14 protein-coding genes are annotated in these 14737 nt (G+C 68.8%); 5 read left to right on the plus strand and 9 right to left on the minus strand.

Annotated elements, in window-relative coordinates:
- Positions 1-104 precede the first annotated feature (104 nt).
- The 4 genes from cysK to coaBC all read right to left on the minus strand — a co-directional run bounded on the left by cysK (position 105) and on the right by coaBC (position 3345).
- Positions 105-1091, minus strand: a complete 987-nt coding sequence (gene cysK / locus YU1_RS0118905) for a cysteine synthase A (RefSeq protein WP_029005420.1) — start codon at positions 1089-1091, stop codon at positions 105-107.
- 50 nt (positions 1092-1141) lie between these two features.
- Positions 1142-1582 carry an RrF2 family transcriptional regulator gene (locus YU1_RS0118910; protein ID WP_029005421.1) on the minus strand — a complete coding sequence of 147 codons (441 nt, stop codon included), beginning with the start codon at positions 1580-1582 and terminating at the stop codon, positions 1142-1144.
- Between the two features lie 10 nt (positions 1583-1592).
- Positions 1593-2069, minus strand: a complete 477-nt coding sequence (dut, locus tag YU1_RS0118915) for a dUTP diphosphatase (RefSeq protein ID WP_029005422.1) — start codon at positions 2067-2069, stop codon at positions 1593-1595.
- Between the two features lie 73 nt (positions 2070-2142).
- A complete protein-coding gene (gene coaBC / locus YU1_RS0118920; protein WP_029005423.1) occupies positions 2143-3345 on the minus strand; it encodes a bifunctional phosphopantothenoylcysteine decarboxylase/phosphopantothenate--cysteine ligase CoaBC in 1203 nt (400 codons plus the stop codon).
- A gap of 209 nt (positions 3346-3554) precedes the next feature.
- Here coaBC and YU1_RS30180 point away from each other — a divergent pair, with 209 nt between their 5' ends.
- Positions 3555-5132, plus strand: a complete 1578-nt coding sequence (locus tag YU1_RS30180; RefSeq protein ID WP_051357026.1) for an adenosine deaminase family protein — start codon at positions 3555-3557, stop codon at positions 5130-5132.
- 23 nt (positions 5133-5155) lie between these two features.
- On the opposite strand, the gene YU1_RS30185 is transcribed toward YU1_RS30180, so the two are convergent.
- Entirely contained in the window at positions 5156-6088 is a 933-nt protein-coding gene (locus YU1_RS30185) for a LysR substrate-binding domain-containing protein (RefSeq protein WP_035715908.1), read from the minus strand.
- Between the two features lie 125 nt (positions 6089-6213).
- Here YU1_RS30185 and katG point away from each other — a divergent pair, with 125 nt between their 5' ends.
- The 4 genes from katG to YU1_RS33575 all read left to right on the plus strand — a co-directional run bounded on the left by katG (position 6214) and on the right by YU1_RS33575 (position 10770).
- Complete coding sequence (gene katG / locus YU1_RS0118935; RefSeq protein ID WP_029005424.1) at positions 6214-8478, plus strand: catalase/peroxidase HPI; 2265 nt, start codon at positions 6214-6216, stop codon at positions 8476-8478.
- A 411-nt stretch (positions 8479-8889) separates the two neighbouring features.
- Positions 8890-9168, plus strand: coding sequence for a CopG family ribbon-helix-helix protein (locus tag YU1_RS0118940; protein ID WP_029005425.1), 279 nt, complete (start codon positions 8890-8892; stop codon positions 9166-9168).
- 26 nt (positions 9169-9194) lie between these two features.
- Positions 9195-9446, plus strand: coding sequence for a type II toxin-antitoxin system RelE/ParE family toxin (locus YU1_RS0118945; RefSeq protein ID WP_425339166.1), 252 nt, complete (start codon positions 9195-9197; stop codon positions 9444-9446).
- A 211-nt stretch (positions 9447-9657) separates the two neighbouring features.
- Positions 9658-10770 carry a hypothetical protein gene (locus YU1_RS33575; RefSeq protein ID WP_156922259.1) on the plus strand — a complete coding sequence of 371 codons (1113 nt, stop codon included), beginning with the start codon at positions 9658-9660 and terminating at the stop codon, positions 10768-10770.
- 96 nt (positions 10771-10866) lie between these two features.
- Here YU1_RS33575 and ubiB read toward each other — a convergent pair whose 3' ends face one another.
- The 4 genes from ubiB to YU1_RS0118970 form a co-directional block, all read right to left on the minus strand.
- A complete protein-coding gene (gene ubiB, locus YU1_RS0118955) occupies positions 10867-12435 on the minus strand; it encodes a 2-polyprenylphenol 6-hydroxylase (protein WP_029005428.1) in 1569 nt (522 codons plus the stop codon).
- Positions 12436-12478: 43 nt separating this feature from the next.
- Positions 12479-13249, minus strand: a complete 771-nt coding sequence (ubiE, locus tag YU1_RS0118960) for a bifunctional demethylmenaquinone methyltransferase/2-methoxy-6-polyprenyl-1,4-benzoquinol methylase UbiE (protein ID WP_029005429.1) — start codon at positions 13247-13249, stop codon at positions 12479-12481.
- Between the two features lie 72 nt (positions 13250-13321).
- Complete coding sequence (locus YU1_RS0118965; RefSeq protein WP_029005430.1) at positions 13322-14092, minus strand: CPBP family intramembrane glutamic endopeptidase; 771 nt, start codon at positions 14090-14092, stop codon at positions 13322-13324.
- Positions 14093-14299: 207 nt separating this feature from the next.
- On the minus strand, positions 14300-14530 hold the full coding sequence (locus tag YU1_RS0118970) for a hypothetical protein (protein ID WP_029005431.1): 231 nt from the start codon (positions 14528-14530) through the stop codon (positions 14300-14302).
- Positions 14531-14737: the final 207 nt, after the last annotated feature.

Genomic DNA, 14737 nt, shown 5'->3' on the forward strand with positions numbered 1-14737 from the left:
TCGATGTGCGGCCGGTCATCTTGTGCGGGAGGATACTGGCGGCAGTTGCCCGATGGGGCAACCATGGCGGCCCGCCCCCCCACGGGGGCCGGGCCGGAGGCGCCTCAGAGCCCTTCGAACAGCGCGGTCGAGAGATAGCGCTCGGCGAAGGAGGGCACGATGACGACGATATTCTTGCCGGCATTCTCCGGCCGGGCGCCGATCTCCAGCGCCGCCGCGATGGCCGCGCCCGAGGAGATGCCGCCGGGAATGCCCTCGTAGCGGGCGAGCGCGCGGGCGGTGTCGAACGCGGTCTGGTTGCCCACGGTCACCACCTCGTCGATGATGCTGCGGTCCAGCACGTCCGGCACGAAGCCGGCGCCAATGCCCTGGATCTTGTGCGGGCCGGGCTGGCCGCCGGACAGCACCGGAGAATCCTCCGGCTCCACCGCCACCATGCGCAGCGAGGCCTTGCGCGGCTTCAGCACCTGGCCGATGCCGGTGATGGTGCCGCCGGTGCCCACGCCCGACACCACCACGTCCACCGCGCCGTCGGTGTCGTTCCAGATCTCCTCCGCCGTGGTGCGGCGGTGGACTTCGGGATTGGCCTTGTTCTTGAACTGCTGCGGCATCACCGCCTTGGGCAGTTCCTTGATCAGTTCCTCGGCCTTCTGCACCGCGCCGCGCATGCCAAGGTTGGCCGGGGTCAGCACCAGCTCGGCGCCCAGCAGCGCCAGCATCTTGCGGCGCTCCACCGACATGCTCTCGGGCATGACGAGGATCAGCCGCAGGCCGCGCGCGGCGGCGACGAAGGCGAGCGCGATGCCGGTGTTGCCGGAGGTGGGCTCCACCAGCACGGTGTCGGCGTCGAGCGCGCCGGCCTCGGCCATGGCGTCCACCATGGCGACGCCGATGCGGTCCTTCACGCTGGCGATGGGATTGAAGAATTCCAGCTTGGCGAGGATGTTCGCCTTCACGCCGCGCAGTTCCGGCAGGCGGTGCAGGCGGACCAGCGGGGTGTCGCCGATGGTCTCGGTGACGGAATCATAGACCCGCCCGCGGCCGGGGCGATGGGCGGCCGCAGGGGCGGCTTTGGCAGCGGACGGCGCCATGGACGTTCTCCTCGCGAATTGGGACGGCGGACGGCGGAGGGCCGCGCCGGTCAGATGATGAAATCGATGCGGTCGTGATCCGAGCCGTGCCCCTTGGTGTCGGCGGCGCGGCACAGGTCTTCCAGGGTCACGGTGTCGAGGGCGGTGTCGAAGGTCTGCTCGGCGGCGGCGACCGCCGGCTGCACCACGTCGGTGACCAAAGGCGGGAGGATGATCTCCTTCTCCTCCTCGGCCCCCTCCACCACGCGGACGATCTCCGCCACGGAGACGCGGCGGCGCTCCCGCGCCAGCTCGTAGCCGCCGCGCGGGCCGCGCACGCCCTTCAGCACGCCGGCATGCACCAGCGCCTGGAGCACGGGCTCCAGCCGGCGGGGCGGCAGGCCATGGCGGGCAGCCAGGGATTTCGCGGCGACGGGGGTGCCGCGGGCATGAACGGCAACGTCCACGACGGCGGCGATGGCGAGCAGGCTTTTGTCGGATAAACGCGGCATGGGACTGTGGCTATCTCGATTGAGGCGCCCCGTCGAGCCCTGTCGAGCCAAAACCACCGACGCCACGTGCAGTTTCTCCCAATTTTCCACTTTCTACCAGCTTTATTTGGTTTATCCCCGCCACCACCAGCTGGGCGATCCGCAATCCACGCGTGATCACAAAGGGTTCGCGACCGTGGTTGACCAGCAGCACCTGCACCTCGCCGCGATAATCGGCATCGATCGTGCCCGGCGCGTTCAGCACCGTGACGCCGAATTTCAGCGCCAGGCCGGAGCGCGGACGCACCTGCCCCTCGAAGCCGCCGGGCAGCGCCAGGGTGAGGCCGGTGGGCACCAGCGCCCAGCAACCGGGCCGCAAGGTCAGCGGCTCGGCCTCCGGCACCGCCGCCAGGAGGTCCATGCCGGCGGAGGCCGCCGTCGCATAGTCGGGCAGCGGCAGCCCCTCGCCATGGGCCAGCCGGACCACCGGCACTTCGACTGCACTCATCTTCTCGTCCTCTGTCACGATGCGAGCGGCAAAGCCCCCTGCCCTGCGGCGCGGGAGCCCGGTCCGCCCAGGCTCAGGTCAGCGCCCCTGCGAGGCGGGCGACGAGGCGGCGGGCCACCTCGCCCTTGCTGGCGGAGGGCCAGTCCTCTACCCCTTCGGCGGTGACCAGATGCACGGTGTTGGCGTCCCCGCCCATGATGCCGGTGGCGGGCGAGACGTCGTTGGCGACGATCCAGTCGCAGCCCTTGCGCAGGCGCTTGGCCTTGGCATTGGGCACCACGTTCTCGGTCTCGGCGGCAAAGCCCACCACCAAGCGCGGCCGCAGGGTGGAATGGTGCGAGACGGTGGCGAGGATGTCCGGATTCTCCACCAGCGCCAGGTCCGGCGTGCCCTCCGGTCCCTTCTTGATCTTCTGCTCCGCCTCGCCCGCCACCCGCCAGTCGGCGACCGCAGCGGCGAAGATGGCGATGTCCGCCGGCAGATGCTCCTCCACCGCCGCCAGCATGTCGCGGGCGCGCTCCACATGGATGACGGTGACGCCGCGCGGGTCCGGCACCTGCACCGGGCCGGAGACCAGCACCACCTCCGCGCCCGCCGCGGCGGCGGCGGCGGCAATGGCGTGGCCCTGCTTGCCGGAGGAGCGGTTGGCGATATAGCGCACCGGGTCGATGGGCTCGACCGTGGGCCCCGACGTCACCAGCACCCGGCGGCCCTTCAAGAGCGGGGCATGGGCCTCGAACCGCGCCTCGATGGCGGCGAGGATCTCCATCGGCTCGGCCATGCGCCCCTCGCCGAATTCGCCGCGCTCGGCCATGGCCCCCGCATTGGGGCCGATGATGCCGGCGCCGTCGCCTTTCAGCAGCGCCAGATTGCGCCGGGTGGCCGGGTGGCTCCACATGCGCGGGTTCATGGCCGGGGCGAACAGCACCGGCTTGTCGGTGGCCAGCAGCGCGGTGGAGGCGAGGTCGTCGGCGAAGCCGTTGGCCGCCTTGGCCATCAGGTCAGCGGTGGCGGGGGCCACCACCACCAGGTCGGCCTCCCGCGACAGGCGGATATGGCCGATGTCGTGCTCGGCGGTGAGGTCGAACAGATCGGTGAACACCCGCTCGCCGGTGAGCGCGCCCACCGACAGCGGGGTGACGAAATGCTGCGCGGCGCCGGTCATGATCGCGCGCACGCTGGCGCCGCGCTCCTTCAGCCGGCGGATGAGATCCAGGCACTTATAGGCGGCGATGCCGCCGCCGATGATCAGAAGGATGCGTCGCTCGTGCAGCATGGGAAGTCCTCCCTGGCGTGTCCCGGCCGGTGCGGCGGGCCGGACGCCGCCGTGATGCTCTATCGGAAATTCCCGCCGGCCGCATCCGGCCGGATCAACGGCCCTGCCGGCGCCCCGCCGGCGTGCCGTTCCGACACACCCCGCGCGGCCGCATTTCACCCGCCCCCGGCGTGGGCTAGGCTGCGCGGCTCGAATCCGTTCCCGGAGACATGACCGTGCGCCGCCGCATCTGGATCGCCGTTTTCCTGCTGGTGGCCGCCGCCTTTGTCGCCCGCCTCGTCCTCGCCACCCGCGACATGCCCGCCGCCCTGACCGCGGCGCAGTTCGAGACGCTGCGCACCGACCTGCCGCGCATGCGCGCCTTCCTGCACCGGATGCCCAAGGGCGGCGACCTGCACACCCACCTCTCCGGCGCGGTCTATGCCGAGCGCTACATCGCCTGGGCGATCCGCGACGGATTGTGCCTGCGCCCGGCCGACTGGGTGATCCTGCCCCGGCCGGAGGGCGCCAGCGCCGAGCAGCCGTGCGGTGCCGACCCCGCAATCGTGCCCATCGCCACCGCGCTGGCCGGCGGGCGCGGACAGGGCCCCTACGACCTCCTGGTGAATGCCCTCTCCACCCGCTGGTTCGTGCCCACCCTGCCGGTGCCTTCCGGCCACGACCAGTTCTTCGGCACCTTCGGCAAGTTCAACGCCGCCACCGGCGGGGCCGACTGGGACAGCACGGCCCGGGCCATCGCCGAGATGGTGGCCGACCAGCTGAAGCAATATGACGCCGACACGGTGCAATATGCGGAATTCATGGTCACCCTGTTCGAGGGCGAGGACCGCCGCCGGCTGGCGCAGGCCCTGACGCCGGAGGTGACCGGCGGCGCCATCACCGCCGAGACCCCGCCCGCCGCCATGCTGGCCGCCCTGGAGCGCGCCGGGCTGCCCGACCTGGTGGCGGCGAAGGCCGCCCAGCTGAAGGACCTGACGGCGCGGATCGACGCCCTGCTCGGCTGCGGCACGGCGCGGACCGAGCCCGGCTGCGCCGTCACCTACCGCTTCATCGCCCAGGTGAGCCGCAACGCGCCGCCGGCCGAGGTCTTCACCCAGACCGCCCATGCCGCCGCTTTGGTGCGGACGGCGCCGCGGATCGTCGCCGGGCTGAATTATGTCGGCCCGGAGGACTATCGCATCTCGCTGCGCGACTACCGCATGCACATGGGCTGGATCGGCTTCCTCGCCGGCCGCGACGTGCCGGTGGCGCTGCACGCGGGCGAGCTGTGGCTGGGGCTGGTGCCGCCGCCCGACCTCGACTTCCACATCCGCGAGGCGGTGGAGGTGGCCGGCGCCCGGCGCATCGGCCACGGCACCGCCATCGGCTTCGAGCGCGACATGGACGGACTGCTGGCCGAGATGCGCCGCCGCGACGTGGCGGTGGAGATCGCGCTGACCTCGTCCGACGTCATCCTCGGGGTGCGCGGCAAGGAGCACCCCATCACCACCTATCTGTCCGCCGGGGTGCCGGTGACGCTGGCCACCGACGATGCCGGCGTCTCCCGCATCGACCTCAGCAACGAGTATTTCCGCGCCGCGCGCGACTACGGGCTCGACTACGCGACGCTGAAGACGCTGGCCCGCGCCGCCCTCGCCCATGCCTTCCTGAGCCTGGACGAGCGGCAGTGGCAGCTCGGCCGGCTCGACAGCGCCTTTGCCGCCTTCGAGCGCAAGGTGGCCGACGGCCTGCCGCTCAAGACCAAGGCGGCGCTGGTGGCGCGGGCGATGCTGCCGAAGGGGTGGTGAGGGCGGGCTGGAGCACGCGCCGATCAGCTCAGGCTCTCCTCGGCGGGGCCCGGCTCGCGCGGCGTGACGGTCGAGCGGCGGACCACGTCGGAGATCTGCATCAGCTGCTTGGTGAGCGGGCTGGTCTTGCGCCAGACCATGCCGATGGTGCGGGACGGCTGGGGAGCGCCGAAGCGCGTCACCGCCACCGCCGCCGAGCGCGTCTCCACCGCCACCGCCATCTCCGGGATCAGCGTGACGCCGATGCCGGCATCCACCATCTGCACCAAAGTGGACAGCGAGCTGGCCTCCAGGAAATCGCGCGGCGGCGCCGCCCGCATGTCCACGTTGCAGAAGGACAGCGCCTGGTCGCGGAAGCAATGCCCCTCCTCCAGCAGCAGCAGGCGCATCTCGCGCAGTTCGTCCGGGTCGGGGATCGGCTTGCCCGCGTCCGCGCGCGGCCGGACCAGGACGAAGCTCTCGGTGAACAGGGGGATCTCGATCAGCGCCGGCTCGGACACCGGCAGGGCGACGATGGCGGTGTCGAGCCGGCCGTCCTCCAGCTCCTGGAGCAGGCGCGGCGTCTGGGTCTCGCGCACGTGGATGTCGAGCCCCTCGTGCTGGCGGCTCAGGCTGCCGAGCAGGCTCGGCAGCAGATAGGGCGCCACCGTGGGGATGACGCCGATGCGCAGCCGCCCCATCAGCCGGTCCCGCGAGGCGCGCGCCAGGTCCCCCAGTTCGTCGATGGAGCGCAGGATGTCGCGGATGCGCGGCGCGAACGCCTCCCCGAAGCTGGTCAGCCGCACCTGCCGGGCGCTGCGCTCGAACAATTCGGTGCCCGCCTCCTGCTCCAGCTCCTTGATCTGCATGGACAGGGCCGGCTGGGAAATGCCGCACGCCTCGGCCGCGCGGCGGAAGTGGCCGTGCCGCGCCAGGGCCTCGAAATAGCGCAGCTGACGGAGCGTCAGGTTCTTCATAACCTGAGCTTATCACGCCGATCAGTAAATCGGAATTAATCTAATGAAGGAGATTTGCTAAGAGCCCTCGGTAGTGCGGGAGCCGGTCGAGTGTCTCGACCGCCCCGCCCGGATCGGAGGGACGCATGAACGCGACGACTGACGCGGGCACCGGAAAATGCCCGGTGGCCCACGGGAGCAGCGGCACCCAGAATCGCGACTGGTGGCCGAACCAGCTGCGCGTGGACCTGCTGAGCCAGCATTCCGCCAAGTCCGATCCGCTGGATCCGGCCTTCGACTATCGCGCCGCCTTCGGCAGCCTCGACTATGAGGCGGTCAAGGCGGACCTCCGCCATCTGATGACGGATTCGCAGGACTGGTGGCCGGCCGACTTCGGCCATTACGGCCCGCTGTTCATCCGCATGGCCTGGCACAGCGCGGGCACCTATCGCCTCGCCGACGGGCGCGGCGGCGGCGGCCGCGGCCAGCAGCGCTTCGCCCCGCTCAACAGCTGGCCGGACAATGTCAGCCTCGACAAGGCCCGCCGCCTGCTGTGGCCGATCAAGCAGAAGTACGGCCAGGCCATCTCCTGGGCCGACCTGATGATCCTCACCGGCAACGTGGCGCTGGAGACCATGGGCTTCCGCACCTTCGGCTTCGCCGGCGGCCGCGCCGATACCTGGGAGCCCGACCAGGACGTCTACTGGGGCCGCGAGACCACCTGGCTGGGCGGCGACCTGCGCTATGCCCACGGCTCCGAGGGCGTGACGAAGCCGGCCGACGAAGCCGTGCTCCCGGCCGACGACGACGCCGACGGCAAGGTGCATGCGCGCAACCTGGAGAACCCGCTCGCCGCCGTGCAGATGGGCCTCATCTACGTCAATCCGGAAGGCCCCGACGGCAATCCGGACCCGCTGCTCGCCGCCTTCGACGTCCGCGACACCTTCGCCCGCATGGCGATGAATGACGAGGAGACGGTCGCCCTGATCGCCGGCGGCCACACCTTCGGCAAGACCCACGGCGCCGGCCCGGCCGACAATGTCGGCCCCGACCCGGAGGGCGACGATCTGGAGGCGCAGGGCCTCGGCTGGCGCAGCAGCTTCGGCACCGGCAAGGGCGGCGACACCATCACCAGCGGCCTTGAGGTCACCTGGACCCAGACCCCGGCGCAGTGGAGCAACTTCTTCTTCGAGAACCTGTTCAAGTTCGAGTGGGAGCTGGAAAAGTCCCCGGCCGGCGCGCACCAGTGGGTGGCCAAGGATGCCGGCGACGTCATCCCCGACGCCCATGTGCCGGGCAAGAAGCACCGCCCGACCATGCTGACCACCGATCTGGCGCTGCGCTTCGACCCGGTCTACGAGAAGATCTCGCGCCGCTTCCTGGCGAACCCGCAGGCCTTCGCCGAGGCCTTCGCCCGCGCCTGGTTCAAGCTGACCCACCGCGACCTCGGGCCCCGCTCGCGCTACCTCGGCCCGGAAGTGCCGAAGGAAGAGCTGGTCTGGCAGGACAACGTGCCGGCCGTGGATCATCCCCTGATCGATGACGCGGACGTCGCCGTGCTCAAGGCGAAGGTGCTGGAGACCGGCCTCTCGGTGTCCGAGCTGGTGGCCACCGCCTGGGCCTCCGCCGCCACCTTCCGCGGCGGCGACAAGCGCGGCGGCGCCAACGGCGCGCGGGTGCGCCTCGCCCCGCAGAAGGACTGGGCCGTCAACCAGCCCGAGCAACTGGCCAAGGTGATCAAGGCGCTGGAAGGCGTGCAGTTCGCCTTCAACCAGGCCGCCACCGGCGGCAAGAAGGTCTCGCTGGCCGACCTGATCGTGATCGCGGGCAATGCCGGCGTCGAGCAGGCGGCGAAGGCGGCGGGCCACGCCGTCACGGTGCCGTTCGCGCCGGGCCGCACCGACGCGTCGCAGGCCCAGACCGACATCGCCGCCTTCGAGGTGATGGAGCCGGCGGCCGACGGCTTCCGCAACTACCAGAACCCGCGCCTCGGGGTCCCGGCGGAAGCGGTGCTGATCGACCGGGCGCAGCTGCTGACGCTGACCGCGCCGGAGCTGACCGTGCTGATCGGCGGCCTGCGGGCGATCAACATCAACGTCGACGGCACCCGCCACGGCGTCCTCACCGAGCGGCCGGGCGCGCTGACGACCGACTTCTTCGTCAACCTGCTCGACATGGGCACGCAGTGGACGGCGGTGGGCGACCGCAAGAGCCTGTACGAAGGCCGTGACCGCAAGACCGGCGCGCTCAAGTGGACCGGCACCCGGGTCGACCTGGTGTTCGGCTCCAACTCGGTGCTGCGCGCCTTGGCCGAGGTCTACGCCTCGTCCGACGCCAAGGAGAAGTTCGTGACGGACTTCGTGGCCGCCTGGACCAAGGTGATGACTCTCGACCGCTTCGATTTGGCCTGATCGCGCGGGCCGGACCTTGCCGGCCTGAGCGCCCCACACCACCCGGCCTCCGCCGAAACCCGGCGGCGGCCGGGGCTTTCCGATATGCCTTGGAGTTGTGGGGCGTCACGAGTAGCCCCCGCCCCCGTTCTGAAGACGAGACATTTCAGCGCGCGGCTGCATATGGGCAAAGCTCGTGCAGCAGGTGTTCCGCGTCATCCCGCGACAAAGGCCACAGACACCCCAGGCCCGCCTTCGGGACAGCTATCCGTCACAGAATCCCGGAAGGCCGCCATGCGGGTGTTTTCCCGCTGCTAGCAGAATACCGCCAAATGGCGCGGCTCGGAGCGCCACGGGAGACGGGAAAACTGGACAGGCGCGCGTCTCTCGCCCAAGGTAGCGTGAGGTATTACCTTTGACGACGAGGCGAAGATGGCGAGCGCCACCTCCATCAAGCTCGACGAGACCCTGAAAGACCGGGTGCGCGATCTAGCAGTTGCGCGCCGGCGCACGCCCCACTGGATCATGCGCGAGGCCATCGCGCAGTATGTGGAGCGGGAAGAAAAGCGCGAGGCCCTGCGTCAGGACACACTGAAGGCTTGGGAGGACGTCCAGGCCAGCGGCCTGCACGCGAGCGCCGAGGACGTTGAACGCTGGCTGTCGAGCTGGGGCACGGAGGATGAGCAGCCCGCCCCCCTATGCCGCAAATAGTCTATGCTCCGGCGGCGATCCGGGATTTGCAGCGCCTGCGCGCCTTTCTGGCGACGAAGAACCCCGACGCGGCGCGCCGGGCCGGCGCCGCCATCCTCGGCGGCCTGCGCCTCCTTGCCAGCCATCCCCGCCTCGGGCGGCCTGTGGACGACCTGCCCGAACAGTATCGCGACTGGCTGATCGAATTCGGCGACAGCGGCTATCTGGCACGCTACCGGCTGGACGCGGGCCGGGTGACGATCCTGGCGATCCGGCACCTCAAAGAGGCGGGTTTCTGAGGGGCCGTTTGGCAATTCAACGATGCCGCGTCGATGAATGCCCCATCATGCCCGTCTTTGTGCCCGGCACCTGAGCAGAATTGCTTGTTCTTTCGTAAGAAATTAGCTCTCAACCATTGAGCGCCGACGACCGAGGCAAGCCCGACAATGACGAACGGGCAAGCTCCTGTTTATTCTCAGATAGGCTCTTAAATTTGCTAGGAGGTCGGTCGTGAATCAGAAAGCGACAAGGTTCGAAGAAGAAGCCGGCATAGTGATCGCGCTCGATCCCCGTTTCCCGATTGAAGACGTGAAAATGATCGGCGCCCGTCTTAACGAATCGCAAGCGCTTGTCCCCGGCTTCAACCCGCCTACGGCGGGCATCACTTCGCTTGAAGCCCTGCTCTACGCCCGACATGTCGAACGGACGACGATCGTCGTCTTGCCCGACCGCAACGTTGTATCGCGTATGGCGCGGGCGGCGAGGGACGGGGTCACCCACCCTGTTGATGGTCCAACCCAGATTGCGATCGATCTGATGGCACTCTCGCAGGCGATGAACTTCGATGTCGAGCCTTCAATTGCCTTCCACGAACTCGCACATCATGAGGGGAACGCAATCGCCAACGCGGAGCTCCGGTGGTTCCACGCTGCGAATCATGGGCAGGCGGAAGCCTGGATCCAGCTTGCACTCGGCCGCACCAATCAACTGCCAAAGATCGAGCTGGGCTCGCCGAACAATCTTGATCTCGCTGCCCCTCTACATCGTTGGCGCTGCAACTATGCGGTTGCGCTTCGCGTTGCCGCACTTGAGCTTGGCGCTCAAACACCCCTTGAGCGCGCGGCGATGCTGCTCAACTGGATGGTGTCCGATTTCATCGTAGCCGGGCCCGCCGCGATCTTCGCAGCGATGTTCCTATCCCCTCGGGCATCCCGCGCTGGGATGCTGAAACAACTGAAGTCCCCAGACCGCACTCGGGCAATCGCGGGCGTCCGCAACGCCGCCTGGGACATCACCCATCTCAGTGACTTCGTGCGGCGGGTCAAATCAACGGATTACCCCGATAAACGGTTCATCCTTGCAACAGCCGATCGCGCATTGGCTCAACTTGGAAAAATCCTATTCACAAATGCAGAAAATCTGGATGAATTTGAAGAACAACTGGCGATGAATATTGAACCGTGGTGGGAAAATGATGCAACCATGGTAGCGAAGCTCGTTTCCGATGCGATCGCCGCAGCGGATAAACGATGTCCTCCTGAAGCTCCCGCCGGCATCGATGACTATGTTGGTCATTGGATCGCAGCCGGCGAGCATGAGGTGACAAGCTGGCCTCCTCGTTGAACCGATCGCCTAAATCCAGAGCAACACGGAGCGTTTGTCACCTATACGCTGCTAGCGACCGCGTTCCCGGCCCTTGGCGATGCAGCCGCTCCCCCCTCACCGCAACGCCAGCACCACCAGCGCCAGCGCGATCACCCATAGCGCCGCATTACCCCAGAAGGCGCGGCGGGCTTCGGCTGCGCCGATGCCGTCCAGCGTCTCGCGTGACAGGTGCAGGCCGTCGCGGGTGGCCTCGTCCAGTTGGGAGATGACGCGGCCGGCGCGGGTCAGCAGCGCCGGGGCGTCGAACACGAAGCGGCCGATCTCGCCGATCCCCGAGCCCGCCTGCTGCAGGCGGCCCACGGGGCCGAGGTTCTGGGCGATCCAGTCCTCCACCACCGGGGCGGCGGTGGTCCACATGTTCAGCTGCGGGTCGAGCCCGCGCGCGACCCCCTCCACCACCACCATGGTCTTCTGCAGCAGCAGCAGTTCCGGCCGGGTGGTCATGTCGAACAGCGCGGTCACCTCCAGCAGCAGCGACAGCAGCCGCGCCATGGAGATCTGCTCGGCGCTGCGTGAATGGATCGGCTCGCCGATGGCGCGGATGGCCAAGGCGAAATCGTCCACCGAATGGTGCATGGGCACGTAGCCGGCCTCGAAATGCACCTCCGCCGTGCGCCGCCAGTTGCGGGTGATGAAGCCGTAGAGGATCTCGGCCAGGAAGCGCCGCTCCTTCAGCCCCAGGCGGCCCATGATGCCGCAATCCACCACCACCAGGCGGCCGTCCGCGTCCACGAACAGGTTGCCGGGGTGCATGTCGGCGTGGAAGAAGCCGTCGCGCATGGCCTGGCGCAGGAAGGACTGCATGACGATGCGGGCGAGGTTCGGCAGGTCGTGCCCCGCCGCCTCCAGCGCCGCCCGGTCGGACAATTTGATGCCGTCGATCCACTGCGTGGTCAGCACCTCGCGGGCGGAGCGGTCCCAGTCCACCGCCGGCACGTGGACGTCGGGATCGTCCTTCACATTCTCGGCCAGCTCCGCATAGGCGGCGGCCTCCAGGCGCAGGTCCATCTCCATGGAGACCGAGCGGCCGAGCGTGTCCACCACCGTGGTGAGGCGCAGGCGCCGCGCCTCGGCCGAGACCTGCTCGGCGAACGCCGCCACCCGGCGGAAGGTGTTGATGTCGGCGCCGAAGCGCCGGGCGATGCCGGGGCGCAGGATCTTCACCGCCACGGTGCGGCGGATGCCGTCCGGGTCGTCGGCCTCAGCCTGATGCACCTCGGCGATGGAGGCGGCGGCCACCGCCGGTCCGAAGCTGGCATAGACCGCGTTCAGCGGCCGGTCGAAGGCATCGACGACGGTCGCCTCCGCCACCTCCTGGCCGAATGCCGGCATGCGGTCCTGCAGCACCTCCAGGTCACGCGCCACCGCCGCCCCCACCACGTCCGGGCGGGTGGCGAGGAACTGGCCGAGCTTCACATAGGAGGGCCCGAGCCGGCTGAGCGCGGCGGAGAGCCGGGCCGCCCGCGTGCCGGCGTCGGGCCGGGCGATCAGGCGCGCGATCCTGAGCGCCGGCCGCGCCAGAGGCGGCACGGTGGCGGGGCTGACGAGGCTGAGCACCCCCTCGCGGGCGAGCACATAGCCGGCGCGCGCCAGGCGGCCGGCATCGATGAGGACGAGAATCACGCTTGTATCCCAGCTCGCCGGCCACGCGAGGCGATGACGGCCATCAGATGCGGTATCCGGAATGCAGCGCCACGACGCCGCCGGTCAGCGGGGTCGCCGTCACCCGCGCGAAGCCGGCCGCGCGCATCATGTGTGCGAAGACATCGGGCGCGGGGAAGCGGCGGATGGATTCCACAAGATATTGATAGGGTTCCGCGTCCCCTGCCACACGGTGTCCCAAACGGGGAATTATGCGGAATGAGTAGTATTCATACACTTTGTCCAATAGCGGCACGTCGACCTTGGAGAATTCCAGCACCAGCGCCTGTCCGCCGGGCTTGAGCACGCGTCGCATCTCCTCCAAAGCGCGGGGAATGCGCGGCACGTTGCGGATGCCGAAGGCGATGGTCACGGCATCGAAGCTGGCGTCGGGGAAGGGCAGTTCCTCGGCATTGGCCTCGGTGAATTCCACTTTGGCCTCAAGCCCGCGCTTGGCCGCCCGGGCACGCCCGACCGCCAGCATCTCGGTGTTGATGTCCGCCACCACCGCCTTGGTGCCGCTGCCCCCGGCGGTCACGGCGCGGAACGCCACATCCCCGGTGCCGCCGGCAAGATCCAGCAATTTGAACGGCCGGTCGCCCTGCGGCGGGCGCAGGCGGGAGATCAGGATGCTCTTCCACGCCCGGTGCATGCCGCCGGACATGAGGTCGTTCATGATGTCGTAGCGCTTGGCGACCTTGTGGAAGACGTCGTCCACCAGCGTCTGCTTCTCGTCCAGGGGGACGGTGCGGTAGCCGAAATGGGTATCGGCCGCGTCGGCTTCGGAGCGTTGCATGAGGGGTCCCGGCGGATCGTTTCGGCGCGACCTTACCGGATCGGGGCGAAAGACGCCAAGCGTCGCAATGCCCTATGGCAGGAACTCGGTGGCGCATGCCCCCGCGTTGTAAGCCATATGGCACAGGATCGGCGCCCGCACGCTGCCGCCCACATGGCGCACCAGCGTGAGCGCGACCGCGATAGGCAGGGTGCCGAGCACGGCGTGCGAACTCAACGGCCCGTGCAGGACCAGGAACGGCACGGCGGTCGCCAGCATCACCGCCGGCACCGACCAGGACCGACGCAGTTCCACCCAGATCCAGCCGCGGCAGAACATTTCCTCGGCCATCGGCCCGAAGACCACGATTGCCAGAAGCAGCAGGAGTTCGGCTCCGCGCCAGTACCACTGGCCGAACTCAGCCGCCAGGCGCACCTGCCGCAGGATATCGAGCGGCAGGGACACGTCGCCCTGATCCAAGGCGTCCGCCACCGCCATGGCTGCGGCCGACAGGGCGATGACCGCCAGCGGGCGCAGGATCGGGCCATCGCCGATGCCCTGCCACACGTCTCCACTCCCCACGATGCGGCCGAAAAACCCACTGAGGAGCATCAGACAGACGGGCAGGACTGCGAGCAGCAGGACGAAGCTCCACAGCCGCACCTCCCACATGTCCGTCGGGTCCGGCGAGATGATGCCGCCCATGGCGAGATGGACGGCCATGAGGACCGCGACGATGACAAACGGAAGGATGGCGAAGACGCCCGCGAGACAGAGCAGCTGGGTGCCGAGCGCATGCCACGGGCCGCGCCGGATGAAGGGCGGGCGGGGCGCGATGGCACCCGGCGTTGCATCGGCGCTCATCCATGGCCTCGTGCGGGAACGAGCGCTGAGACGGCGAGCAGATCCGCCCGGCCACGTGCGCCGCGTTCGCCCCCCGGCCGCGCGCACACCACTTCAGGTTGTGAAAATGTTCAGGAGCAGGGGCGACGAGTCAAGGCAAGGCGCAGGCAAATCGTGCGCCCGCGCCGCGACATCCGGTCTCCGACACGCGGCGCATGACAGCGTGTGTCAGGAACTGGTGCGGCCCTTCCCGGGCTTGGGGGTGGGACGGCGGACTCCCTCCAGCTCGTCGAGCGGCAGCATCTCCATCTCCACGAAGCCCTCGGCGTCGCGAGACCGCCTGCGGTCATGGCGCGAGAAGCCGGGGATGGAAGACAGGAAAGACGAGGTCTTGCGCGCCTTGCGGGCGTCGATTTCCTTCCGCATCGGGAAGACGGGAACCTGAATCGTGAACGTCATGGCATCCCCGCAAGGTTAACGAAGTCTTAAGGCAGGTCGATAGCCTGAAATCTTCTTGGCACCGGCGGCAGCGAGAGATCATCAGGCCTCTCGTCCCCGGCACAGGTCTAAAGAAAACAGCCGAACGGGGCGTGAATGCGGCGAGGACTGGGGCGAAGAAGGATCATCCAAAGGCCGTAAAAGGGTGTGGATTGCGGGACACACCCG

Source organism: Azorhizobium doebereinerae UFLA1-100, from assembly GCF_000473085.1.
GTDB lineage: Bacteria > Pseudomonadota > Alphaproteobacteria > Rhizobiales > Xanthobacteraceae > Azorhizobium > Azorhizobium doebereinerae.

Excerpts from the sequence above, each read along its gene's own strand:
- cysK (WP_029005420.1), bottom strand. The coding sequence starts at position 1,091 with ATGGCGCCGTCCGCTGCCAAAGCCGCCCCTGCGGCCGCCCATCGCCCC.
- YU1_RS0118910 (WP_029005421.1), bottom strand. The coding sequence starts at position 1,582 with ATGCCGCGTTTATCCGACAAAAGCCTGCTCGCCATCGCCGCCGTCGTG.
- dut (WP_029005422.1), bottom strand. The coding sequence starts at position 2,069 with ATGAGTGCAGTCGAAGTGCCGGTGGTCCGGCTGGCCCATGGCGAGGGG.
- coaBC (WP_029005423.1), bottom strand. The coding sequence starts at position 3,345 with ATGCTGCACGAGCGACGCATCCTTCTGATCATCGGCGGCGGCATCGCC.
- YU1_RS30180 (WP_051357026.1), top strand. The coding sequence starts at position 3,555 with ATGACCGTGCGCCGCCGCATCTGGATCGCCGTTTTCCTGCTGGTGGCC.
- YU1_RS30185 (WP_035715908.1), bottom strand. The coding sequence starts at position 6,088 with ATGAAGAACCTGACGCTCCGTCAGCTGCGCTATTTCGAGGCCCTGGCG.
- katG (WP_029005424.1), top strand. The coding sequence starts at position 6,214 with ATGAACGCGACGACTGACGCGGGCACCGGAAAATGCCCGGTGGCCCAC.
- YU1_RS0118940 (WP_029005425.1), top strand. The coding sequence starts at position 8,890 with ATGGCGAGCGCCACCTCCATCAAGCTCGACGAGACCCTGAAAGACCGG.
- ubiE (WP_029005429.1), bottom strand. The coding sequence starts at position 13,249 with ATGCAACGCTCCGAAGCCGACGCGGCCGATACCCATTTCGGCTACCGC.
- YU1_RS0118965 (WP_029005430.1), bottom strand. The coding sequence starts at position 14,092 with ATGAGCGCCGATGCAACGCCGGGTGCCATCGCGCCCCGCCCGCCCTTC.
- YU1_RS0118970 (WP_029005431.1), bottom strand. The coding sequence starts at position 14,530 with ATGACGTTCACGATTCAGGTTCCCGTCTTCCCGATGCGGAAGGAAATC.